This window comes from Polyangium spumosum (genome assembly GCF_009649845.1).
GTDB classification, from domain to species: Bacteria; Myxococcota_A; Polyangia; order Polyangiales; family Polyangiaceae; genus Polyangium; species Polyangium spumosum.
On record NZ_WJIE01000005.1, the window covers coordinates 781,664 to 804,232 of the forward strand.

18 protein-coding genes and 1 pseudogene are annotated in these 22,569 nt (G+C 68.7%); 6 read left to right on the top strand and 13 right to left on the bottom strand.

The annotated features are described in order from the left end of the window. Position 1 precedes the first annotated feature (1 nt). From GF068_RS20645 to GF068_RS47395, 10 genes and pseudogenes are all read right to left on the bottom strand, one after another. The gene (locus tag GF068_RS20645) at positions 2-1,216 is read right to left on the bottom strand and encodes an NADH-quinone oxidoreductase subunit D (protein ID WP_153821112.1); all 1,215 of its coding nucleotides are present in this window, start codon (positions 1,214-1,216) and stop codon (positions 2-4) included. Between the two features lie 3 nt (positions 1,217-1,219). Next, a complete protein-coding gene (locus GF068_RS20650) occupies positions 1,220-1,801 on the bottom strand; it encodes an NADH-quinone oxidoreductase subunit C (protein ID WP_153821113.1) in 582 nt (193 codons plus the stop codon). After that, a complete protein-coding gene (locus tag GF068_RS20655; protein WP_153821114.1) occupies positions 1,798-2,376 on the bottom strand; it encodes an NADH-quinone oxidoreductase subunit B in 579 nt (192 codons plus the stop codon). Before GF068_RS20655 ends, GF068_RS20650 begins: the two co-directional genes overlap by 4 nt. Next, positions 2,373-2,729, bottom strand: a complete 357-nt coding sequence (locus GF068_RS20660; protein WP_153821115.1) for an NADH-quinone oxidoreductase subunit A — start codon at positions 2,727-2,729, stop codon at positions 2,373-2,375. The genes GF068_RS20655 and GF068_RS20660 overlap by 4 nt, the downstream gene beginning before the upstream one ends. Positions 2,730-2,985: 256 nt before the next feature. Continuing rightward, positions 2,986-4,104, bottom strand: a complete 1,119-nt coding sequence (locus tag GF068_RS20665; RefSeq protein WP_153821116.1) for a tetratricopeptide repeat protein — start codon at positions 4,102-4,104, stop codon at positions 2,986-2,988. Between the two features lie 213 nt (positions 4,105-4,317). Continuing rightward, positions 4,318-5,301, bottom strand: coding sequence for a hypothetical protein (locus GF068_RS20670; RefSeq protein ID WP_153821117.1), 984 nt, complete (start codon positions 5,299-5,301; stop codon positions 4,318-4,320). A gap of 109 nt (positions 5,302-5,410) precedes the next feature. Beyond that, a complete protein-coding gene (locus GF068_RS20675; protein WP_153821118.1) occupies positions 5,411-6,406 on the bottom strand; it encodes an FAD binding domain-containing protein in 996 nt (331 codons plus the stop codon). A 7-nt stretch (positions 6,407-6,413) separates the two neighbouring features. Beyond that, entirely contained in the window at positions 6,414-8,720 is a 2,307-nt protein-coding gene (locus tag GF068_RS20680; RefSeq protein WP_153821119.1) for a xanthine dehydrogenase family protein molybdopterin-binding subunit, read from the bottom strand. Next, entirely contained in the window at positions 8,717-9,274 is a 558-nt protein-coding gene (locus GF068_RS47390; RefSeq protein ID WP_153821221.1) for a (2Fe-2S)-binding protein, read from the bottom strand. Before GF068_RS47390 ends, GF068_RS20680 begins: the two co-directional genes overlap by 4 nt. 183 nt (positions 9,275-9,457) lie before the next feature. Beyond that, a pseudogene (locus GF068_RS47395) lies at positions 9,458-10,351 on the bottom strand (2-isopropylmalate synthase); the annotation flags it as partial. A 207-nt stretch (positions 10,352-10,558) separates the two neighbouring features. On the opposite strand from GF068_RS47395, the gene GF068_RS20695 reads away from it, so the two are divergent. Genes GF068_RS20695 through GF068_RS20705 form a run of 3 tightly spaced genes read left to right on the top strand, consistent with a single transcriptional unit; the run spans position 10,559 to position 12,392 of the window. Continuing rightward, a complete protein-coding gene (locus GF068_RS20695) occupies positions 10,559-11,197 on the top strand; it encodes a nuclear transport factor 2 family protein (RefSeq protein ID WP_170319591.1) in 639 nt (212 codons plus the stop codon). A 56-nt stretch (positions 11,198-11,253) separates the two neighbouring features. After that, complete coding sequence (locus tag GF068_RS20700; protein WP_153821121.1) at positions 11,254-11,886, top strand: TetR/AcrR family transcriptional regulator; 633 nt, start codon at positions 11,254-11,256, stop codon at positions 11,884-11,886. Continuing rightward, complete coding sequence (locus tag GF068_RS20705) at positions 11,883-12,392, top strand: cupin domain-containing protein (protein ID WP_153821122.1); 510 nt, start codon at positions 11,883-11,885, stop codon at positions 12,390-12,392. The genes GF068_RS20700 and GF068_RS20705 overlap by 4 nt, the downstream gene beginning before the upstream one ends. Here the strand turns inward: GF068_RS20705 and GF068_RS20710 are convergent. The 3 genes from GF068_RS20710 to GF068_RS20720 all read right to left on the bottom strand — a co-directional run bounded on the left by GF068_RS20710 (position 12,389) and on the right by GF068_RS20720 (position 17,068). Continuing rightward, positions 12,389-14,476, bottom strand: coding sequence for a hypothetical protein (locus tag GF068_RS20710; protein ID WP_153821123.1), 2,088 nt, complete (start codon positions 14,474-14,476; stop codon positions 12,389-12,391). The two genes, GF068_RS20705 and GF068_RS20710, sit on opposite strands and share 4 nt — an antisense overlap. A gap of 66 nt (positions 14,477-14,542) precedes the next feature. Continuing rightward, a complete protein-coding gene (locus GF068_RS20715) occupies positions 14,543-15,661 on the bottom strand; it encodes a hypothetical protein (protein ID WP_153821124.1) in 1,119 nt (372 codons plus the stop codon). 3 nt (positions 15,662-15,664) lie between these two features. Further along, positions 15,665-17,068 carry an AAA family ATPase gene (locus GF068_RS20720; protein ID WP_206079506.1) on the bottom strand — a complete coding sequence of 468 codons (1,404 nt, stop codon included), beginning with the start codon at positions 17,066-17,068 and terminating at the stop codon, positions 15,665-15,667. Positions 17,069-17,558: 490 nt separating this feature from the next. Here GF068_RS20720 and GF068_RS20725 point away from each other — a divergent pair, with 490 nt between their 5' ends. The 3 genes from GF068_RS20725 to GF068_RS20735 all read left to right on the top strand — a co-directional run bounded on the left by GF068_RS20725 (position 17,559) and on the right by GF068_RS20735 (position 22,568). Continuing rightward, a complete protein-coding gene (locus tag GF068_RS20725) occupies positions 17,559-18,086 on the top strand; it encodes an OmpA family protein (protein ID WP_153821126.1) in 528 nt (175 codons plus the stop codon). 190 nt (positions 18,087-18,276) lie between these two features. Beyond that, on the top strand, positions 18,277-20,499 hold the full coding sequence (locus GF068_RS47090; RefSeq protein WP_153821127.1) for a S16 family serine protease: 2,223 nt from the start codon (positions 18,277-18,279) through the stop codon (positions 20,497-20,499). 29 nt (positions 20,500-20,528) lie between these two features. Further along, positions 20,529-22,568, top strand: coding sequence for a hypothetical protein (locus tag GF068_RS20735; RefSeq protein WP_153821128.1), 2,040 nt, complete (start codon positions 20,529-20,531; stop codon positions 22,566-22,568). Position 22,569: the final 1 nt, after the last annotated feature.

The following is a 22,569-nucleotide window of genomic DNA, read 5'->3' on the forward strand; positions in this document are numbered from 1 at the left end:
CTCAGTGATCGCACTCCCCGCCGATCATGTTGAGGGAACCGAACGTCGGCACGACGTCCGGGATCATCAGGCCCGTGATGAGCTGCTCGAGGCCCTGCGTGGTGGCGAAGCAGGGGGGCCGGATGCGCACGCGGTAGGGCGTGCCGCCGCCGTCGGAGACCATGTAGAAGCCGAGCTCGCCGTTGCCCGCCTCGGTGTACGAGTAACACTCGCCCGCCGGGACCTTGATGCCCTCCATCACGATCTTGAAGTGCTGGATGGTGGCCTCGATGGTCGTGTACACCTCCTGCTTCGGCGGCAGGACGATGCGCGGATCGTCGATGTTGATCGGGCCCTCGTCCGGCATCTGATCGAGCGCCTGCTCGATGATCCGCGCCGTCTGCCGGATCTCCTCCTGGCGACACATGAACCGGTCGTAGTTGTCGCCCGTCGTGCCCACCGGAACGTCGAACTCCATCCGGTCGTAGACCAGGTACGGATGCGCGCGGCGCACGTCGTAGGGCACGCCCGAGGCGCGCAGCACGACGCCCGTCCAGCCGAGCGCGAGCGCGTCCTCCTTCGACATCACGCCGACGTTCTCGAGCCGGTCGAGGAAGATGCGGTTCTTCAGCAGGAGCTTCTCGCCCTCGCTGATGAGCTGCAGCACGCGCGGCACGCCCGCGCGGACCATGTCCTTGAAGTACTTCGTCGGCGGGTTCGCCATGCCGCCCACGCGGCCGAAGCTGTGCGTGACGCGCGCGCCCGTCTCCTCCTCGAAGATGTCCCAGATGATCTCGCGGGCGCGGGCGAAGTAGAGGAACGGCGTGAACGCGCCGAGCTCCATGCACATCGCGCCCGAGCAGATCATGTGGTCGCAGAGGCGCGCGAGCTCGCCGAGCACCACGCGGTAGTACTGGCAGCGCTCGGGCACCGTCACGCCGAGCATCTTCTCCACCGCGAGCGCGAAGCCCACGTTGTTCAGCATCGGCGAGACGTAGTTGCAGCGGTCGACGTAGGGGAAGATCTGCGTCCAGGTCCCCCGCTCGCACATCTTCTCGAAGCCGCGGTGCAGATATCCGATCTGCACGTCGGCCTTCTGGATCATCTCACCCGAGAGCTCGAGCACGATGCGCACCGTCCCGTGCATCGCCGGGTGGGACGGGCCCATGTTGAGCATCATCGGCTCGCTGGGCAGCTCGAGGAGGCCCTCCTCGAGGTCACGATCCAAGGGTTCCATGGCTCAGTTCGTCTCCTCGCCCCGCGGGTAGTCGTGGGTCTGTCGACCAAACGGCATGCCCTCGTCGAGGCCGAAGGGGGGGAGTTTGTCGGGGACGTTGCGCAGCTCGACGAGCGGCTGAATCTTGTCCGCCGGATAATCCTTGCGAAGCGGGTACCCGACGAACTCGGGGTACATCAGGATCCGCCGCAGATCGGGGTGACCCTTGAAGTGCACCCCGAACATGTCGAAGCACTCGCGCTCGAACCAGTTCGCGCCTATCCAGACGGACACGAGCGAGTCGATCTCCACGCCGTTCGCGTCGTCGTCGCCGATCCGCGCCTTCAGCCGGATGCGGTGGTTTCGCTCGAACGAGTGCAGGTGCAGCACCACCTCGAAGCGCGGCGTCTGCCGGCCGAGCCAGTCGACCGCCGTGAGGTCGACGAACATGTTCATCGCGCACTGCGGATCGTCCCGGAGAAACTTGGCGATCTCGAGCCACTTCTCGGGGTTCACCACCGCCGTGTCGTCGCCGAACTGCGAGTGGGTCTCGTAGATGTCGGCGCCGAACCGGCTCTTCAGGATTTCGAGGACGCGCTTGCTCATGTTGCGGTGCTCTTCTTGCCGAGCCTCACGAGGTTGCCCGCTTGCACGGTGGGATCGCGCCGCGGCTTGACGATCGCGGGCGTGCGATCCCCCCGCGCGATCTTGTCCTGCAGGAGCAAGAGGCCGTCGATCACGGCCTCCGGGCGCGGGGGGCAGCCAGGGACGTAGACGTCGACGGGGATGACTTTGTCGATGCCCGCGAGCGTCGTGTAGTTGTCGTAGAAGCCGCCGCACGACGCGCACGTGCCGAAGGCGAAGACGTACTTCGGGTCCGCCATCTGCTCGTAGATGCGCTTGAGCGCGGGCGCCTGGCGCTGGCTGATCGTGCCGACGACCCAGAGCAGGTCCGACTGGCGCGGCGAGAAGCGCGGCGCCTCGGCGCCGAAGCGCGCCATGTCGAAGCGAGGGCTCGCCATGGCCATGAACTCCATGGCGCAGCACGCCGTGATGAACGGGTACTGGAACAGCGAGTACTTCCTCGCCCAGTTCAAGAGCGCATCGAACTTCGTCGTGGCGAAGCCGGTCTCCGATCCCTCGAGGACCTGGATCGTCGTGCCAGCGCCGCCAGAGGTCATTTCTCCCATTCGAGGGCTCCTTTCTTCCAGATGTAGAGCAGCGCCACCACGAGCATGAGGATGAACGAGCCCATGGTCGCGAGGCCGATCCAGCCGAGGTTCTTGAACTCCACCGTCCACGGGTAGATGAGCACCGCTTCGATGTCGAAGACCACGAAGAGGATCGCCGTGAGGTAGAACTTGACGCTCGGCTTCACGAAGCGACCGCCCGTCGTTTCGCTCCCGCACTCGTACGGGATCATCTTCTCCGGCGTCGGGTTCTTCGGTCCGAGCAACGTGCTGATCGTGAACAAGGCGCCTGCGACGACCATCGCCACGATCAAGAGCAGGAAGAGGGGGACGTAGGTGGACATCGTTTGCTCCGGGTGCTCCGGGTGCTCCGGAGACGCGGTGTACTCCGGATGAAGGACCGACCGAAGAGGCTCTCGCGCGCCTCTCGCGATCGCTCGCGATCACGAGCGGGCGCTGCCAGGCTCCGAGACGCAGCGAAATCCGTGCGATCTCGGCACAATCGCCGCGGCTATGTAGCTTTGGGGTTCTGGGGTGTCAATTGGGCGGGGGGTTTGGGGGCGAAGCTCGCTCGCGAGCGGAACCCCATGCACGAAATGATCAGCTCTTCGCGCTCAGCACGAGCCCACGGAACGCCGTCAGCGCCGTGCCGAGCCGGGTCTCGATCTCGCGGATCTCCTCCATGAGCTCCGCGTCGGGGACGCCCGCCGTCCGGGCCTCCCGCACACACGCGAGCGCGGCCACGTACCGCTGCCGCTTCACGTACGCCTTCGCCAGGAGCGGCCAGATGAGCTTGGGCGGCGCACCGAGGCTCGCCGCGCGCCGGAGCCCGCCGATGGCCTCCCCCGCGCGCCCGTTCTCGAGCTGCGCCTCCCCGAGCCGGCGGAAGATGTCCGCCGCCGCCGCCCCATCCTGCGCGTACTGCACCGCGAGGCGCATGACCTCCTCGCCCTGGTGCTCCTCGCCGAGCTTCACGCACGCCGTGCCGAGCAGGCCGAGCCCCTTGGCGATGAGCGCGCGCGCGTCGGTCGTCAACATCTGTCCCTCGGGCGTGCGCAGGAAGATCGCAAGGGGCGCCGGACACGCGCCGAGGAGCTGCACCACGCGCGACCAATCGCCACGCTGGCTCGCCGCCTCGGCCTCCGCGACGCGCGTCAGATCGATCGCCGACCGCGAGCCGGCCGAGGCGCGCTCGAGCTCTTCACGCACGTGCGCGCGGATGCGCGCGCGGAACTCGCCGAGCTCGTAGGTCTGCTCGAGGCCGTCGCGCAGCACGAGCAGCCTCGACGTGCGACCGTCGACGTAGAGCTTGCGCAGGCTGTAGCCGAAGAGCGGCGCGAGCAGGAGGTAACGCACCCCGATGTGGAGCTGCAGCGCCTCGATGTCCGTGTCGCGCTCGGGCGGCCCGGGCGTCGCGTCCTCGGTGAGCAACGCGCCGACGAGCCGATGCCGGAAATCGGCCAGCGTCAGCCGCTGGACCTCGCTCTCTTCTTCCTCGTCGCCCGGAGGCGCGATGACGAAGTCCACGAGGGTGTTGTCGGGGTTGCGGCGGTCGACCGTGAGCGCGGTGATGCGCGCCCCCGTGATCATCGAGAAGGCGAAGAACGTCTCGCCGACGATGTCGCAGAGCGCCTGAAAGCTGCCGATCCCATCGCCGATGCGTTCGAACCAGCCGTCCGTGCGGACCGCATCGAGAGAGAAAACTCGTTCCTTCGCCATGAGCGGGAGATTGGGGAGAGTCGCACGAGCCGCGCGGGATGTCACCGCCCGTGGTCGTCGCCGCGCCCAGTGTTGCCCGTCCACCGGGTCGCCGAAAAGCCCCCTTCTACAAAGATTATTGTGGCTCTTGCCACAAACCCCCGGAAATCCTGCAGGCCCGCCCACCAATCGACGCAGAGGCCGCGAATTTTTCGCGAACCACGCGTCGCCGGATCAGGTCGCCGGGCGCGCGCTCGCCGAGGCGCGCACGTGGCGCTTCGCGCGCGCGCCGATGTTCGCCGCGTCGAAGCTCACGCTGCCGCCGAGGCTGTCGCTCGAGCCGCCCTTGTTGATGCTCGTGCCGCCCGTGCTGCCGTCCGGCTTCTGGAGCTGCGAGATGACCTCGACCATCACGATCGCGCCCGCCGCGTACGACTCGGGCAGCGTGAACTGACGGCTCGCGAGCCGCCCGCTCACGGCGCCCGCGACCGCGCTCCAGTCGCCGGCGTTGCCCGCCGACGAACGCACGACACGCACGCTCGACACGCGACCGCCGGGCGCGATGCGCACCTCGAGCGTCGCGCGCGCGACGTCGGGCGTCCCCGAGCCACGCACGACGTCGCTGACCACGCTCGCGATCGTGCCCGCGCCCGGCAGATCCAGGCCGAGCTGCCGGTCCTTCTCGCGCATCACGTCGGCGATGAGCTTGCCGGCGATCTTGCGATCGACCTCGGGCGCAGGCCCGACCGTGGTCGGCGCCGGTTTTGGTCTGCCCGCCTCGGGGATGACGCCCGGGATCGCCCACGCAGGGCCGCCGATGCCCGGGATCCCCGCGCCCACGCCGGGCACCGCAGGCGGCGGCGCGCCGTATTCGTCGGGCGCGCCGGCCGACGGCACGGCCGTGGGCACGGGATCGACCTGCTGCGGCTCGACCTGGTTCGGTTGCGCGTTCGGATCCACGGCGCGTGGATCGACCGACTCCGTCGTGCGCGGACGCGTGTCGTTCACCGCGACGGCAGGGTCCGGCTCATGCTCGGGCCGCGGTTCGTCCGGGCGCGTCGGCTCGATCAGCTCGGGCTCGATCTCGATCTCCATGCGCCGCGCCATGCCGGTCGAGATCGCGAGGATCGCGCCCTGGGGACGCGGCGCGACTCGGGCGACGACCGGGATGAAGAAATGCACCCCGGTGGCGACGAGGACGAACGGGAGAAAGCGCACCTACAAGGACCTTGGTCCGCGCGCGTCGGCGCCGCAAGGGAGGAATTTCGAGCCCGCGCGTGGATCGCACGCATGATCGCAAGACACCGCGGATCTCAGCCTTCCGCCTTCAGCCTTCGAGCCGGGCGACGGCGCGCTCGACGAGCGCGGGGACCATCTCGCGGCGCCACTCGGTGTCGTCGTCGACGTTCGGGAGGGGCTTGCACTCGGCGTAGGCGCCACCTCCGAGCTCGCGTGCGGCGACGTCGAACGGGGTCCCGGGACGGACCTTCGCGGCGGCGCGGACGCGGCGCGGGCGAGCGCCGAGCGCCGAGACCACGACGTCCGCGGCGTCGACGCGCGATGTCTCCACGCCCGAGACGTCGAGGCGCACGGCGATCGAGAGCAAGGGAAAGTCGATCGCGCCTCTGCGGCGGAGCTTCTCGAAGGTGGAGCGTCGGCCCGGGTGGCGCGTGATGGAGACACGCGTGACGAGCTCGCCCGGCTCGAGCACGGTGTTCTTCACGCCGTCGGCCACGTAGAAATCGTGGGCCTCGACGACACGCGCGCCGCGCGGGCCGACGAGGTGGATGTCGGCTTCGAGCGCGATGAGCGCGGGGGCCGTGTCGTTCGAGGCGGCGGCGACGCACCTCGATCCGCCGCGCACGACGTGGCAGACCGTGCCGTCCTTCTTGAGGCAAAAGCCCAGCGATTTGCGCCAGAAGTAGGTCTGGTTGTAGTAGCGGCAGCGCGTGTCGAGGCAGATGTTGCCGCCGAGCGTGCCCATGGAGCGGTGGTGCGGTCCGCCGACCTGGGACGCGGCCTCGGCGAGCGCGGGCGCGGCGCGGCGCACGAGGATCGAGCTCTCGATCTCGGCGAGCTTCGCGCCCGCGCCGACGACGAGTTTGTCCGCGTCGCCCTCGCGGACGAGCGAGATGCCGCGGAGCTCGTCGATGCCGGCGATGGAGACGACGTGCTCGGGCTCGGCGAGCCCCTGCTTCATGTTGGGCAGGAGGTCGGTGCCGCCGGCGAGGATGACGGCCTTGTCGCCGAGGCGCGCGAGCAAGTCGATCGCCTCGGCGAGGGTGCGCGGCCTGTGATGATCGAAGACGGGCAGCGGTAACATGGTGGCCTCACTCCGCCTCGGCTTGTTTCTTCCGCAGCGCCGCGAGCACACGCGCCGGCGAGAAGGGCAGCCTGTCGATGCGGACGCCGACGGCGTCGAAGATGGCGTTCGCGATGGCGGGGATCGACGGGTGCAGCGGGCCTTCGCCCGACTCCTTGGCGCCGAGCGGGCCCTCTGGATCCTCGCTCTCGACGATCAGCGCGTGTAGCTCGGGGACGTCGAGGCTCGTCGGGATGCGGTAGTCGAGCAGGTTCGGCCCTTTGTGCAGGCCGTCGGGGCCGATGACGTGTTCTTCGAGCAGCGCCTCGGCCGCGCCCATGTAGGCCGAGCCCTCCATCTGCCCCTCGACGATGACGGGGCAGAGGGCCTTGCCGCAGTCGTGCGCGACCCAGATGTCCTCGACGCGCACGATCCCCGTGCGCGCGTCGACCGAGACCTCGGCGACGTGCGCGGTGAACGAATACGCGGGTGAGGCGCCGATGGTGCCGCCGCGGTAGTCGCCGCCGAGCTTGGGCGTGTTGTAGTGACCGACGGCGCCGAGCGTGCCGAACTTCGCCTCCGCGAGCTGGATGGCCTCCGTGACGCTCACGCCGCGCGTCGGATCGTGCACGACGACGAGCGCGCCACGCGTGACGAGCACGCTCTTCGGATCGACCTCGAGCTTCTCGGCGACGGCGGCGACGAGCTTCTGCTTGATCTCGCGCGCGGCCATCAGGCACGCGTTGCCGTTCATGAAGGTCCCGCGCGACGAATAAGCGCCGAGGTCGACGGGCGTGAGGTCCGTGTCGCCGGAGACGACGCGCACCGAGCCGAGATCCAGGCCGAGCTCGTCGGCGACGAGGACGGCGAGCATGAGGTCGCAGCCCTGGCCGATCTCGCTCTGGCCCGAGAAGACCGTGACCACGCCGGACCTGTCGACCTTGAGCTGCACGGCGCTCTGGGGCATCGCGTTCGGGTAGATCGCGTAGTTCGTCCCGCTGATGTACGCGCTCGTCGCGACGCCGAGCCCGCGCCCCTTCGGCAGCTTGCCCCAGCGCTCTTTCCAGCCGCTCGCCTTCTCCACGGCGTCGAGGCACTGCGTGATGCCGTTCGAGGTGACGCGCAGTCCGTTCAGCGTGGTCGTGTCCGGCGGGACGAGGTTCTTCCTCCGCAGCTCGATCGGATCGAGCGCGAGCGCGCGGGCGATCTTGTCGAGCGAGACCTCGAAGGCGAAGCGCGGCTGCACGCTGCCGTGGCCGCGCTTCGGGCCGCAGGGAGGTTTGTTCGTGAAGAGGCGCGTCGAGCGGAAGCGGTAGGTGTCGGCGAACGCGGGCAGCGTGAGGAGCTGGCCCGAGTAGTAGGTGGTGACGAGGCCAAACGAGGAGTACGCGCCGCCGTCGATGAACGTGCGCGCGTCAACCCCCGTGAGCTTGCCGTCGCGCTTGGCGCCGACCTTCATGCGGATCTGCATCGGGTGCCGGCCGCGGTGCGCGTAAAACTCCTCCTCGCGCGTGTAGAGGAACTTCACGGGCCTCCCCGTGATCATCGCGAGCTTGGCCGCGCAGAACTCGAGCGAGAACGGCTCGCTCTTGCCGCCGAACGCGCCGCCGACGGGCGGCTGGATGACGCGGATGCGCGTGGGCGGGACGCGCAGGACACGCGAGAGCTCGCGGTGCAGGTAGTGCGGGACCTGCGTCGTCGACCAGACGGTGAGCAGCCCGTTCTTGTCGAGGTTCGCGATGGCGCAGTGGGTCTCGATCGGGGCGTGCGCGCTGCCCTCGTAGTAGTAGTCGCCCTCGATGACGACGTCGCTCGCGGCGAGCGCCTGGTCGACGTCGCCGAACGCGAGGTCGACCTCCTTCGAGACGTTGTCCTTGCCGCCCTTGCCGAGCCCGACCTCGGGTTTGTCGATCGCCGTCTGCAGATCGGTCGCGGCCGGCAGGACCTCGTACTCGACGTCGACGAGCTCGGCCGCTTCGTGCGCGATCCGCTCGTCGGTGGCGGCGACGGCGGCGACGGCGTCGCCGACGAAGCGCGCGCGCTCGAGGGCGAGCGGGAACTCGTCCGGCGTCCACGGGATGATGCCGAAGCGCTCGGGCATGTCCTTGCCCGTGATGACGGCGACGACGCCCGGCTTCGCGAGCGCGCGTGTCGCGTCGATGCGCACGATACGCGCGTGCGGGTGCGGCGAGCGGACGATCCGGCCCCAGAGCATGCGCGGCAGGTGGATGTCGTCGGTGTAGCGGACCTGTCCCGTCACGCGCGGCGCGAGCAACGTGCGCGTGCGGCTCCCGACGAGGCCCCGGAGGCCACTCGGCTTGTGCGCGTCCGTCATGACTGGCCTTGCCTCCCCTCGCGTGAGCTCTTCTGGTTCGAGGGCAAGGGCTCTGGCGTGTCCTCGATCCCCGGCATCCCCACGCCCCGCTCCGCCTCGCCGCGCCGGATCTTCGCCGCGAGCTCGATCGCGTCGACGATCTTGCCATAACCCGTGCAGCGGCAGAGGTTGCCCGAGATGGCGCACTTGATCTCGTCCCGCGTCGGGCGCGGGTTCCTGTCGAGCAGCGCCGTCGCGGTCATCAGCATGCCGGGCGTGCAGAAGCCACACTGCCCGCCGCCGAGGCGATCGAAGCCGTCGAGCAACGCGTCGACGTGCGGCGCGCCTTCGAGCGTCTCGACCGTGCAGACGTCCTTGCCGTCCGCCTCGACCGCGAGCGTGAGGCAAGCGAGGGTCGCGACGCCGTCCACGACGACCGTACACGCGCCGCAATCGCCCTTGTCGCAGCCCTGCTTGGTGCCGACGAGGTCGAGGTCGTAACGCAACGCTTCGAGCAACGTCCTGCGCGGCGGGACCGCGAGCGCGACGGCGCTGCCGCCGATGCGGAGGGACATCGGCACGAGCCTCTCACCAGGCGCGGGCGGCTCGATGCGCTGCGCTTCTTCGGCCTCGGCGGGAGCGCGGTAGGGGCGCACCTCGAAGCGCGCGCCGCGTGTCTTCGCGCCTGCGATCGGGTGCCCTGCGGGGATCGGGACCCGGAGCGCGCGCGAGGCGAGCTCGCAGTACTCGACGAGGCGAGCCTCGGCGACACGCGCGCGCACGCCCAGCAGGCCGAGGTTCTCGACGAGCAGCTCGAGGTTCGTGTTGCCCACGCGCTCGCCCACGCCGAGGCCGGTGCCGTGCACGCGATCGACGCCGAGGGCGGCGGCCCAGAGCGCGTTCGGCAGCCCGATGCCGCGGTCGTTGTGCCCGTGCCAGTCGAGCTCGACGTGCCTCGCGCCGAGCTCGGCGAGGGTCTGCCGCGCGAAGCCGACGAGCGCCTCGATGCCGTAGGGCGTGACGTGCCCCGTGGTGTCGCAGAGGCAGATCCGGCTCGCGCCCGCGTCGATCGCGGCCTTGTAGAGGGTGCGGAGGACGTCGGGGTTCGAGCGGGTGGTGTCCTCGGTGACGAGGCAGAAGGGCAAGCCTGCAACCCTGGCCTCGCGGGCGGCGGCGGTGATGGCGCCGAGGAGGAAGTCCGTGTCCCAGCCCTCGACGGAGAGGCGGATGGGGGAGCTGCCGATGAAGGCGTAGACCTCGATGGGGATGCCGGCGCGATCGGCGGCGCGCGCGATGCCGTGGACGTCGGAGACGACGGTGCGGGCGGCGGCGGTGGGGACGACGGCGAGCTTTTCGCGGACGATCTCGCGGCAGAGGAGGAAGCAGTCCTCGGCGTTGGCGAGGCCTGCGGCGGGCAGGCCGACGCTGACGACGTCGACGCCGATGGCGGCCATGGCGTGGAGCAGGTCGATCTTCTGCGCGGCGTCGGGCTGGAAGCCGGCGGCGCTCTGCAGGCCGTCCCGGAGGGTCTCGTCGACGACCTTCACGGGCCGCGGCCGCTCTGCGAAGCCACGCGACGCAGGGCCACCGGAGAGCGAGATCACGCGTCCCTGTCCATCAAGCGACGGGGCGCTGTCGTTCCAGTCGTACATGGGAACCCCCGAGGTGATCCGCAGTGATGAGTACCACGGAACGGGGTTCGGCCGGGATGGGGGATGCCCTCGTCGCCCCTCCGACCCTTGACACCTCACATCGGTGCCCTCTAAGTAAGTGAGCACTTGCTTGCCGGCACCTCCGGGCAGCCGATGTCGAGCAGGGCAAGCAGTCGTCCTGAAAACCCATTACGTAGAAGAGGTTCCATGAACAGCGACAGCCGTGTTCACCGTCCGCGGCGCGGGCGCACGCTCCGAGGCTCGGGAGCGAAATGCATTTCCCTCCTGGCCATTGCGCTCGTGAGCCTGTTCGCGGCTTGCGAGCCCGTGGACGAGCCGCCTGCCGAGGCGCCGCAGGGCGAGCCCGACCTCGCGTCCCTCGAAGCGCGCATCTCCGTCCTCGAGGCCAAAGAGGAGATCCGCTCGACGCTCCTCGCGTTCGCCGCCGTGGTGGACTCGGCCGATCCGGAGAGGCTCCCGGACCTGCTCCCCTCCCTCACAGACGATTTCGTGCTCGACGCCGTTGATTTCAATGGTCAGGTCCACCATTTCGAGGGCGTCGTCGAGGTGCTCACGGGCTTCGGGCCCATCATGAAAGACGCAGACGCGAACCTGATGCCGAGCGCCATCGACGTGGAGCTCGACGGGGACACGGCCTATGCGTCCTTCAAATTCGCGAACTCGGTCAAGCCTCCGCCGCAGCTCGACCTGCCCGTCGACGAAAAGGTCCTCCTCTTCGCGGCAAACTCCGCCGTGTTCCACAAAAAGAACGGCGCCTGGAAGCTCGCCTCGTTCGAGCTCCTGCATTCCCTCGCCTACCCTGGTAGCCTCGCGCCAGCCCCGTGAAATGCACCCTCCCCGGGCTTGACACGGCCTCGGATGCAAGCAATTACTAGCTTACAATGACGCGCACACGTCTCCCCGGCGCGGATCGGCGGCGGCAGATCGCCGAGGCCGCGCTGCGGATCATCGCCACAGCCGGCGTGCATCGCCTGACGGCCGTCGAGATCGCGCGAGAGGTCGGCATCGCCGACGGCAGCATCTTCCGCCACTTCGAGGACAAGCGCGCGATCGTCGCGGCGGCGGTGGACGTCTTCGAGGGGATGCTCTTGGAGGATTTCCCGCCCGAGGATCCCGATCCGCTCGAACGACTGAAGAGTTTCCTCCTCCGCCGCCTCGCGCTGGTACGCGCGCACCCGGAGATCCTGAGGCTCGCGTTCAACGACCGGCTCGTCGAGGCCGCAGGCGAGGAGGGCGCCGCGCGCGTGCAGGCATCCGTGCAGCGCTCGATGTCATTCGTCCGAGCCTGCCTCGCCGAGGCCCAGGAGAAGGGGACGATCACGTCCGCCGTGCCCGTGGACGTGATGGTCTGGGCCGTCACGGGGATCCTCCGCGGCGCCGCCTTCCAGGAAATGGCGGGAGCATCGAAGAGCCCGCCCCTCACGCCCGAGGCGCTCTGGCCCTCGATCGCGGCCTTGCTCCGCGGCCCGCCACTCCACCCGACCACGCACGAACACAAGGAACGAGCCAAATGACCTTCGTATCTCGATTGGGTGTCCTCACGCTCGTCGCCTGCGCCGCCTCCGCCTGCGCGGGCTCGCCGCCCCCCGGGGCCAAATGCGTGAGCGCCGAGGAGGCGCATCACGCGCACGACGAGCACGCGCACGAAGCAAAAGCTCCAGCGAGCGCCGCGAAGGCCGAGGGCGCGCGCGTCGATCCGCTCACGATCCCCAGGGAGGCCGGGCCGGGCGAGCCGCTCGAGGTCAAGGTTCTCCTCGACAACCCGTTCATGAAGGTCGTGATCATCACGCTGCGCGCCGGGACGGTGCTGCCCATGCATACGGCGCCCGTGCCGGTCACCATCCAGGCCCTCGCGGGCGCCGGGACGGTGCGCGCGAACGGGAGCGACACGCGAATCGATCACGAGCACCTCGTGGCGCTCTCCCCCGACGTCCCGCACGAGGTGATGCCCGACGCAGGGACCGACCTCGTGCTCCTCGTGCAGCAAATGCGCGGTGCGCCTGCGAAACCCGCGCCCTAGGCCACGGGCGGAAGCGTGATCTCGACCTGACCGATCCGGCTCACGGCCATCGTGAGCCGACCTTCGCCGATCGGAGCGGCGCGCCCTTTCTTCGCGGGCTCGCCCTCGACCTCGTAATCGAGCGTCACGCGGACGAGCGCGTCTGCCTGCGGATCGACCCACAGCTCTCCGCGCACCGAGCGCGGGGAGGCGTCTTTCATCAAGAGGCCCTTCACCATTCCCATGGCGGCCATCGCGGCCCCTTTCTGGAGCGAAGGGGCCGCCTCGCTATCGACCCGGTGGACCTCCACGCGGCGCCCGTCGAGGATATCGTGCCGCTGAAAGGTCGCGACGCTCGACGCGAACGTCAGGGGTGCAATGAGGTCGAGCGGCCACAGGGCCCAGAAGAGGCTCAGCGCCGCGACCCGCTGGCCCTCGACCACGCGATAGGCGTCATCGCCGACCATGTAGATATCGGCGTCGACGCTCCTGCCGCGCTCGGTGCCGCGGCGAATGAAATGCACCTCGTCGCCCTGGATGTCGGCGGCGAACGAGGACGTCTCCTGCGAAAAGGTCCGCTTCTTCTCGTCGAGGATCGGGCGCGTTTGCTCGACCTCGAGGTGCAGGGAGGGATAAAGGGTCGCGTACGAGGACACCTTGCCGATCGCCCGCTGGAGGTGACCGGAGCGGGTATCGACGCCGCCGTCCGGCGCGCTCGGGCCGGGGTCGAGGGACGGCGATTTCTCGGGCGGGTTCTCCGGGGACTTTTGCGCCGGCCCCTTCGGGCCGAGGTATTTGACCTTCGCGGTCGGGTGCACCTCTTTCGTCTTCTGGTCCTTGAACTTGAGGTCGCCGCCCTGGCTCATCCACTCGTCCACCACCGCCTGGCCGGTCCCCAGGAAACAGTCCAATCGGGGGCCCTTGATGTCATAACCGACGTCCGCGACCTGACGAACGCCGACGACACGACCGCTCTTCGAATCGCCGATCCACACGTAATGAAGCTTGGGGACGATGGTGAAATCACCGGCGGCCGTCACGCCCGGCGTGGGAGGAACCCTCGTGGAGCCTCCGGGATGGTCGTCCTTCTTGAACCGGGCCTTCTCCGGCGCCTCGAGCCATTGCCCCTTGAATTTCAAGGTCCCCCCATTCGTGACGTGCACGTACTTGCCGTCGCGGGCGATGCCCGTTCCCTGCGTCGCGACGCCTCTCCTGTGGAAAAGGAACCTCTTGCCGTGCTTGCCGGAGAGGCCCTGGGCCTCCACGAGCTCTCCCCCGAGCTCTTCCTCCAGGCAATAATGATAACCCGTGACCCTGAACAGGCTCTCGTACCAGGCCTCCTCGAAAGGAACGGGCAGCTCGTCCGAGCTCGCCTCCTTCGACTCCACCCGGAACGTCGCCTCGCCGCGCTCCCGCGTCTCCACGGTGAACTCCGCCTTGCCCTCGCCGTCGGTCTTCGTCTTTTTGGGCTTGATCTCGTCCTCGCTCCGGCTCGATTTCAGCTCGACGTCGACCGAATCGATCGCCTCGCCGTCCTCCTGCCGCACGACCTTCACCTCGATACGCTGCCGATAAAGGACCCGATCACCCTTCACCTGCGCGTCGGTGGGGATGATCGGCAGCTCGTCGTCGAATTTGTTCTTCGGGATCGAGAGCGACGCGTGCAGCGGCGCGACCTCGAACGTCAGGGTCTCCTCGCTCCCGGGCGCGGAGAGGGGCATGTCGACGGTCATGTTCGGGCCAAACGCCTCGGCCCTGCCCGCGACGGCCTCCCCGCGCGCCACGAGCGTCAGCGTGGGCTTCTCCTTGCCGCCGATGAGCCGCGCCGTCCCGCGAACCGGCGTGTCCAGGGTGAGGCTGCTCGTGACGGGGCCGAGATCGAGCCCGCTGCGCAGCGCGCAGGTGCCGACGAGCGCCCCCTCGCCCTCCTCGGGGATCGAGAAAACCATCGTGATGGTCACCGCCATCCGAACGCCGTTCACCTCCGCATCCCCGGTGATCGTCGCCTCCCAGCCCCCGTAAAGGCCGTCCATGCCGCGCCCGCGGGCCGTGTAGGTGATCGATCCCCTCGTCCACGTCTTGCAGAACTTGAACTTGCTCGACATGTCGCGCTCCGTGCGGGGCTCCGTACCACGAATGAGGGAGGGACGGACGGGATGTGCGGTCAGGGTCTACGTGCGCACGGGTCGAAGCGCGAGGCCCCAGGAGAGGACTTCGTCGGCGAGGGCGCGGAGATCGTGATCCTCGGCGAAATTGAAACGCTTGGCGAGGTCTTTCTCGCGAGGAACGGTCTTCATCCATGCGATCACATCGACGAGCGCACCGTCGCCGAGCTTGTCGACCACGAAGCACTTGCATTCGTCACGCTTCACGCACTTGTTTTCAGGCTTCGTGCATCGATCGCGTTCTGCTTTCTGCGCCACGTCGCGCCAGTAAATCCCTTCGTCCGCGGTCCTGGGATGCTCGACCTGGTACAGCGTGATCCCCTGCTTGAGATGAGCGTACTGAATGCACTCGCCGGATGCCGAGGACACGAGCACTTCGAGTCGCTCGACAGCGCGGACGCGGTGATCACCGTTCTTCGCACCGAAGACCTCTCGGTAAACCGAAAGCGGCACGACGGCCTCGGCCGTGCGCCTGGGGAGCAGGCGAGCGCGCTGGTACGCGGGGCGCTTGGCCGCCTCCTTTTCCAGGCCGTGATAGGACTCCCCGTGCCCACCGTCCCGATGCCGCTTGTCGCTGTCGGCAACGGCGAGCACGATCGTCCCCCTGGACGGCAGCGCGGCAAATTCACGGCCGAGCTGGGAGCCCCCTCCACCGCGGAGCGTGCAGAGCATGTCGAGGTGCTCCCAGCCCCGCATCGCGCGCCTCATCAGGCCGAGCAACTCGAAGAGCTCCGCGTCGGTCTTGTTCTCCCCGAGGAGGATCGAACGAGCGACGGCATCGAGGCTCTCGAAATCGTGCAGCGATGCTCGGATGGCGCTTCTGCCATCGGGTAGCGAACGGGCTTTGCCGTCGAAATCCGGCCCCAGGCCCAGCTCCAGATGCCAGGCCACGTCGCTGCGTAGACCGGCGATCTGCGCGTAATGCTCTTCGATGAAGCGGTTGAGCACGCGCCTGGCGCGGGGCGACCAGTCGACGGCGCGCATGCTCTCCGCGTCGCGAAGGTCGAAAGAGACGATATGGACGCCGCCGTGGTGGGCGAGTAGGAGATTCTCGATGGAGCCGTGGGAGCGCTCGTTCCCCGCGATCGCATCGGCGACCGCGGAGCCGTCGATGTGAATGAGCATGGTCTACTCGGCCGCTTGCTCGTGAACGAGGCGTTCTCCTACCGGGGAGAGGAAGCCGTAGGGCCAGTCGTGAAGCGCGCCGTTTTCGCGATATCCCGCGAGCTTGACCACGGACTCGCGCGTCTCCTCGTCGAGGTCGAAGAGGACGATCTGCACGTCTTCGGGCTTGAGTGTCCCGTCGTAAATGAGCTTTCCGAGGCCGTTGATCAGCGTCTCGCTGTGCGTCTCGACCATGATCCGCGCCTCGGGGCCGGTCTTGCGGCTCTCGATGACGGTCTCGGCGAGCATGCGGGCGAGCTTGGCCTGGTGGGCGGGGTGGAGGTGGAGTTCGGGCTGTTCGAGCGCGAGGAGGGAGGCGCGGCGGCGCTTCTTGTTCTCCGGTCGGCGATAACTCGACCAGAGAGCGACCATGAGCGGCAAGACCTCGGAATAGCCGAATCCAACGTCAACAAGGTTGACGAAACGTTTCGCGCCCTGCTCTTTGACTTGGATCTCGACGTGGATCCCAGTTCGCAGAATCCTGGCCTCGAATCCGAGCGCCTCCCGTGTGAACGCAGCAAGACTCTCTACTTCCTCTGGCATCAGAGAATAAAGAAACATCGCGAGGTTTTTGCCGTCAGGATCGACCTCGTCCACGGCGAGATTTTGAATTCGGTAGGCCCGCTCGGCTCGAACACGCAGGGGAGCAATGTATGCTACACGATGCATATACTCGGCGAGCGCCTCGTCTTGAAGTTTGATTATCATATTCTCCAGATGCCTCACCACATTGGTCATCTGGACTCGCGGTGGGCCGCCACGAGCAACATCTTCGATGGATTTTATGGCGTTTTCCGAATCGAATTCTTCAAAATCATCAGACTCATGCATTGCCAAGTAACGTATCGCGGTAGGTTTACCCAATTGGATGGTCGGCAGTAAAAAGGCGGTGCCTCCGAGTGCGAGCGACTCTTGCAGCTCCACTCGCTTTCCGTTGACCGCGAGTCCCTGCACTCGCCCCTCGTCATCCAGATGCCACAACCAACGCATTGATTCGCTGCGAAATTCGTATGCACTAATTATTGGTGTATCCCTACCCACCAGGGTGACGGCGATGTCGATCGTACCTGTAGCTTCGGTTTTCTTCGACGCCAACTTCAACCGAAACTCGAACGTCACACTCGGCTCCGTCAGCCTCTCATTCGCCGCAATCTCCAGCGACCCGAAATCCACGAACCGCTCGTGGTACCAGAGGATCGGGCTGTTCCTCGGCGTCTCCACGCTCTGCCGTAGCAACGGAAATGCCCGGAGGAACGTGCTTTTCCCCGAGCTGTTCCGACCCACCAGGACCGTGATCGGGCGGATCGGCACGAGGCCCGTGTCCGTCAGGCACCGCAGGTTCTTCACGCCGAAGGCTTCGAGGCTCACACCAGGATCGTAGCGGGCTTGGAAGGTCCCGGGAAGCAGGCGCGGCATCCATCAACCATGCGGGCGGCATCATCGACCCCGCCCACACCATCCCCCCACCCTGCCCGCACCTTCCCCGAAGCCGCCCACACCATCCATCGACCCTGCCCACGGCTTCCTCCAAGCCGCGGACACCATCCATCGACCCTGTCGACACCCTCCCGGAAGCCGCCCGCGCCTTCCTCGAAGCCGCGGACACCATCCATCGACCCTGCCCACACCATCCATCGACCCTGTCGACACCATCCCGGAAGCCGCCCACGCCTTCCTCGAAGCCGCGGACACCATCCATCGACCCCGCCCACACCATCCACCCACCCTGCCCACGCCTTCCTCGAAGCCGTCCGCAGCGTCGGGGAGGCCGTCACCTGATTGACGCGTCGCCGCATTCGTGGTCCCGTGGACACAATTGCAGGGCCGCGAACGGTCCCGACGCAGGGAGGATGATTCCGTGAGCCGAACGATGATGTCGACGATGGTGGTTGCGTTTCTCTTCGCCGTGGGTTGCGGCGGCGGCGGCAGCGCACAGCTCGAGGTGAAGACGGGCGACGACGCGCCCCCGCCGCCCGCCACCGCCGCCCCCGCCGAAGCCGCGCCCGCCGACGTGGGCGAGGCGCACTTCAAGGGGGATCACCTCGAGATCGATCACCAGATCCTGTTCGACACGGACAGCGATCACATCAAGGAAGATCAGTCGCAGAAGGTCCTCGGCGACCTCGTCACCCTGCTCAAGGCGCATCCCGAGATCGTGCACCTGAGCATCGAAGGGCACACCGATACGCGCGGGTCGGCCGAGCACAACCAGGACCTCTCCGAGCGGCGCGCCAAGGCCGTCGCGCAGTACCTCAACAACCACGGCCTGCCGAACGTCAAGATCGACGCGAAGGGCCACGGCAACACGAAGCCGCTCTGCACCGAAGACTCCGACGCGTGCCACGACAAGAACCGCCGCGTCGAGTTCCTCGTCGTGAAGGACTGACGCGCCGCCCGCCCCCACCAAATCTCTCTGGCGCGCCCCACCACGGACCCGGTAAAACCCATCCGCCCCCGCGGCGATCCACGCCCGGGCGCTGGTTGTCAGGAACGTGGCGCGTACACAGCTCCCTCTCATCGGCCTCCTCGAAGAGGCCGTCCTCCCAGGCGAAGAACGCTCTTTCACCGTCCCCGCCGTGGACACGGTCGCCCTCGTCGCGCTCGCGCGCGCCGCACGCGACGGCAAGGTCCCACCGGAGATCCTCGCGCTGACCATCACCTCCTCCGTGGAGCTGCCCTCCCTGGTCACCGGCAGGTGGGGCACGAGGTGTCGGATCGTCGCCGCAGACGAGACGTCCCTCACGCTCGCCGGCCTCAAGAGGGCCCGGCTCGTGACCGCGCGCGGAAAGGAGCCCCCGTACACGGCCGACGTGGACACGCCCGACGAGGACGAGCCCACGCCGGACACGAAGGCGCTGCTCTCCGCCGCCCACCTGCTCTTCGCCGCCCTCGACCAAGGCGCAGCGCCCGAGCCCCTGGACTTCCACGCCCCCCTGCGCTCCGCGCTCGCCGCCGCCGCGCGCGCCATCTCCGGCAAGGGCGAGCTCGCCGAGCTCACCCAGCACCCGCTCGAAGAGGGCATCCGCCGCGTCGCGCTCCTGCTCGCGGCCCGCGCCGACGGGCGACACGCCGCCTGCGAGCTCGAAGAGATGCTGCGTCAGGCGATGGCGAAACCCGAGGTGCCCAAGGCCCTGCGGCAGAAGTTGTGGTCGCAGGTCGTCGAGCTCCAGAAGCGGCTCGACCTGCACGACCCCGCGATCGCCGAGGAGGGCGACGACCTCGCGCGGCTGCAGCGCAAGCTGTCCCAGGCAGGGATGCCCAAGGCCGCGCGCGAGACGGCCAAGCGCGAGCTGCGCCTCCTGCGCGGCATGCAGTCGAACCACCACGACTACTCCACGTACACGAACCACCTCGACTTCATGGCGCGCTTGCCCTGGCAGCCAGACCCGGAGCGGCCGATCGACCTCGCCGCCGTACGCGCCGCGCTCGATCGGGGACACCACGGGCTGGAGAAGCCGAAGCGGCGCGTCGCCGAGTACCTCGCGGTGCGCAAGCTCGGCGGCGAAAACGCCTCGATGATCCTCTGCCTCGCCGGCCCGCCCGGCGTCGGCAAGACGACCATCGCCCGCGCGATGGCCGAGGCCCTCGGCCGCCCCTTCGCGCGCGTCGCGCTCGGCGGCGTGCACGACGAGAGCGAGATCCGCGGCCACCGCCTGAGCTACGTCGCCGCGTCGGCCGGCCGCATCCTCCGCGCCATCGCGCAGGCTGGCAGCGCGAGCGCGCTCGTCCTGCTCGACGAGATCGACAAGATCGGCGAAGGGCGGACGCGTAGCCCCATGGCCGCGCTGCTCGAGGTGCTCGATCCAGAACAAAACCCCCACTTCCAGGACAACTTCCTCGGCGTGCCCTACGACCTCTCGCACGTGCTCTTCGTGGCCACGGCGAACGACACGTCCCAGATCCACCCGACGCTGCTCGACCGGCTGGAGCTCTGCGAGATCGAGGGATACACGGCCGTCGAGAAGACCATGATCCTGCGGACGCACCTGCTCGATCGGCTACGCGCCGAGATCGGCCTGCCGAAGACGCCCGAGATCGAGGACGAGGCCGTCACGGCGCTCATCGACGGCCACACGCGCGAGGCCGGCGTGCGGCAGCTCCGTCACGCGCTCGCGAAGGTGCTGCGCGCGCGCGCCCTCGCGCTCGTCACGCGAAAGGACGGAGGCGCGACGGAGGCCAACGACGAGGCTGGCGCGCCGATCACCGTCGCCGAGGTCGAGGCCGCGCTCGGTCCGCCGCGCTTCACGAAGGCGAAGGCCCTCGGCGTGCTCCCCGTCGGCGTGACGACCGGCCTCTCCGTCGGACCCGGCGGCGGCTCGGTGCTCTTCGTGGAGGCCGCGACGATGCCAGGGCGCGGCGAGCTCGTGTCGACGGGCAGCCTCGGCGACGTGCTGAAGGAGTCCGTACGCGCGGCGCTCTCGCACCTGCGGGCCGAGACGAGCCGCTACGGCGTCGAGCAGGGCAAGCTCGCGTCGACCGACATCCACGTCCACGTCCCCGAGGCGGCCCTCGCGAAGGACGGCCCGAGCGCCGGGACGGCCATCTTCGCCGCGCTGGTCTCGGCCCTCTCGGGCAGGCCGGCGCCCGCAGATGCCGCGCTCACCGGGGAGCTCTCGCTCAGCGGTCGCGTGCTGCCCGTCGGCGGCATCCGCGCGAAGCTCATCGCCGCCGAGCGCGCCGGCCTCGCGCGCGTGGTGATCCCCGAGGCGAACCGCGCCGATGTCCCCGAGGACCTGCACCTCGATGTGACGTTCGTGAACACGGTCGAAGAGGTATACCGCGCGCTCTTCCCGGCGTAGGAGCGCGCTCGAAGGGAGAGGACCAGGCCATGTCGAAGAAGTATCCGCTGCTCGCGACAGCCGAAGAGATCCGCACGATCGCGCGCCGCGCCATCACGCTGATGGACGTGCTGCACGAGGGGCACGACGACGACGATGCCGCCTGGAACGATCCAGACATCCGGAGGCTCGACCACCAGGTCTTCCGCGCCGCGAAGGAGGCCATGCGCTTCTGCGCGACCGCGGCGGGCCTGCTCGGAGACGCGTCGCTCCTGCAGCTCGTCGCGCAGCTTCTCGAGGAGCAAGCCACGTGGGACGACCACGCGGACAAGGACACGGACGTCGTCGCCGAAGGGGTCGGGGAGCTGCTCCGGCGAGGCGCGCCCGTGAACGACAGCGTGGAGGCGTTCGCCGCGAGCCCGAACAACGAGATCCGCGCCGTGATCGCCGCAGGGCTGCGCCCGACGAGCGAGCGCGCCATCAAGCTCCTCGAGACGCTGGCCAAGGACCCCATCGCCGAGGTGCGCAAGCCGGCGCGGGAAGCGCTGGCCACGCGCGGAGAGCTGCCGTGGTGGGCAGGGAAGTGGCAACGAGATCCCCTCGCGCACCTGTCCGCGGACGACGCCGCGGCCCTGCGTGAGCCGATCGAGCGCATCTCGGCGATGCTCGACGAGTCGCGCTGGGCGCTCATGAAGAAGGAGCGCGAGTTCACCGACCTCGTCGCGAAGCTGCCCGACCCGATCGCCGTCGACGTGCTGGAGACGATGCTCTCGGCCGGCGGCACCTACGAGACGAGGATGCCCGCAGCGGGGGCGCATCTCCTGTCCCGCGAAGGCGGCATCGAGGCGTTCCTCCGGGTGCTCGCGGGCTGGACCAAGGGCCGCTCGTTCCACCTGACGACCGAGCACAAGGCCATGGCGACGGGGCTGTCGCACGACCGGGCCGCGGCGGTGGGCCTCGCGTTCGCGAAGTACGCGCTGTCGGCGCCGGGCGCGCTGCGCGACGAGTTTTCCACGCCCTACTTCCTGGCCGCCAGCTTCGCCGAGGACATGATGCCGCCGGGCGCGGACCTCACGCCGATCGTCGAGCTGGTCCTCGAGGCGCCCGAGGTGACGACGCGCCGATCGGATTACATCATCAGCAAGGTCGCGAGCATGCTCGGCGCGAACAACGCCAGGCCCGGGGCGCTCTCGGAGCGGCTGATCGCGGCGCGCCTGGCCGGTTATCCGGGCGCCTGGTCGCGGATGAGCGCGAGCATCGACAAGCTCCTGCAAAAGGCGCCGTTCGAGCTGCTCCGCCCCGCCGTGGAGCAGGCCTTGCGGAGCGACGACGACAAGCTCGCGCGCTGGGGGTTGCGGTGCATCCTGACGGACGCCCACGCCGCGGACACGGACGGGAGCCGGATCGAGCTCGCGGCCCGCCTCTGCGAAGACACGCGCCTCCGGGGCCTGATCACCGCCGATCCCACGCTGCTCAAGATGGCCATCACGCCGCTGCGCGCCGCGCTCCGGCGCGGAGAGCTCGCGTGCGCGGAGGCGCTCAACGTGGTCTCGACGATCTCCGAGCTCTGGGGCGGCGTCGCGCCTTCGTTCTACGCGAGGACCTTCACGGCCGGGGAGAAAGAGGCGTCGCGACGGAAGGTGCGCGACGAATATGCGGCGTTCCTCGGGCCGGAGGAGCTCCACGGCCCCGTCACCGAGGAAGAGTGGGCCGCGCTGCGCCGCGTCCGGGACGCGAGCCCTCCGGACGAATACACGGCCTGGATGCGCGTGCTCGGCGTCCTGCCGGAGGGCCCGTGGCACCCCGAGGATCGCGCGCTGCTCGATCGCGCCGTCGCGGCCTTCGCGGACGACTCGGACCTCGCGATGCCGATCTCGATGTGCCTCACCGGGAAGGCGACGGTCGACGATCTGCACATCTTCGACCGGCTGCTCGAGGGCGCCTCCGACCAGCGAGCGCTCATACGCTCCAACATGTACTCGACCCGCGAGCGGCTCGGCCTGCCCGCGAAGCCCACCGAGGGCGCGACGAAGGCCGAGGCGACGTCCGGCGGCGACTGGATGGACGAGGACGAGGAGGACGACGCCTGAA

What these genes read in the sequence shown, in the direction of transcription:
- GF068_RS20645 (WP_153821112.1), bottom strand. Translation starts at nt 1,216, where the DNA reads ATGGAACCCTTGGATCGTGACCTCGAGGAGGGCCTCCTCGAGCTGCCC.
- GF068_RS20650 (WP_153821113.1), bottom strand. Translation starts at nt 1,801, where the DNA reads ATGAGCAAGCGCGTCCTCGAAATCCTGAAGAGCCGGTTCGGCGCCGAC.
- GF068_RS20655 (WP_153821114.1), bottom strand. Translation starts at nt 2,376, where the DNA reads ATGACCTCTGGCGGCGCTGGCACGACGATCCAGGTCCTCGAGGGATCG.
- GF068_RS20660 (WP_153821115.1), bottom strand. Translation starts at nt 2,729, where the DNA reads ATGTCCACCTACGTCCCCCTCTTCCTGCTCTTGATCGTGGCGATGGTC.
- GF068_RS20665 (WP_153821116.1), bottom strand. Translation starts at nt 4,104, where the DNA reads ATGGCGAAGGAACGAGTTTTCTCTCTCGATGCGGTCCGCACGGACGGC.
- GF068_RS20675 (WP_153821118.1), bottom strand. Translation starts at nt 6,406, where the DNA reads ATGTTACCGCTGCCCGTCTTCGATCATCACAGGCCGCGCACCCTCGCC.
- GF068_RS20680 (WP_153821119.1), bottom strand. Translation starts at nt 8,720, where the DNA reads ATGACGGACGCGCACAAGCCGAGTGGCCTCCGGGGCCTCGTCGGGAGC.
- GF068_RS47390 (WP_153821221.1), bottom strand. Translation starts at nt 9,274, where the DNA reads ATGTCCCTCCGCATCGGCGGCAGCGCCGTCGCGCTCGCGGTCCCGCCG.
- GF068_RS20695 (WP_170319591.1), top strand. Translation starts at nt 10,559, where the DNA reads ATGAACAGCGACAGCCGTGTTCACCGTCCGCGGCGCGGGCGCACGCTC.
- GF068_RS20700 (WP_153821121.1), top strand. Translation starts at nt 11,254, where the DNA reads ATGACGCGCACACGTCTCCCCGGCGCGGATCGGCGGCGGCAGATCGCC.
- GF068_RS20705 (WP_153821122.1), top strand. Translation starts at nt 11,883, where the DNA reads ATGACCTTCGTATCTCGATTGGGTGTCCTCACGCTCGTCGCCTGCGCC.
- GF068_RS20710 (WP_153821123.1), bottom strand. Translation starts at nt 14,476, where the DNA reads ATGTCGAGCAAGTTCAAGTTCTGCAAGACGTGGACGAGGGGATCGATC.
- GF068_RS20715 (WP_153821124.1), bottom strand. Translation starts at nt 15,661, where the DNA reads ATGCTCATTCACATCGACGGCTCCGCGGTCGCCGATGCGATCGCGGGG.
- GF068_RS20735 (WP_153821128.1), top strand. Translation starts at nt 20,529, where the DNA reads ATGTCGAAGAAGTATCCGCTGCTCGCGACAGCCGAAGAGATCCGCACG.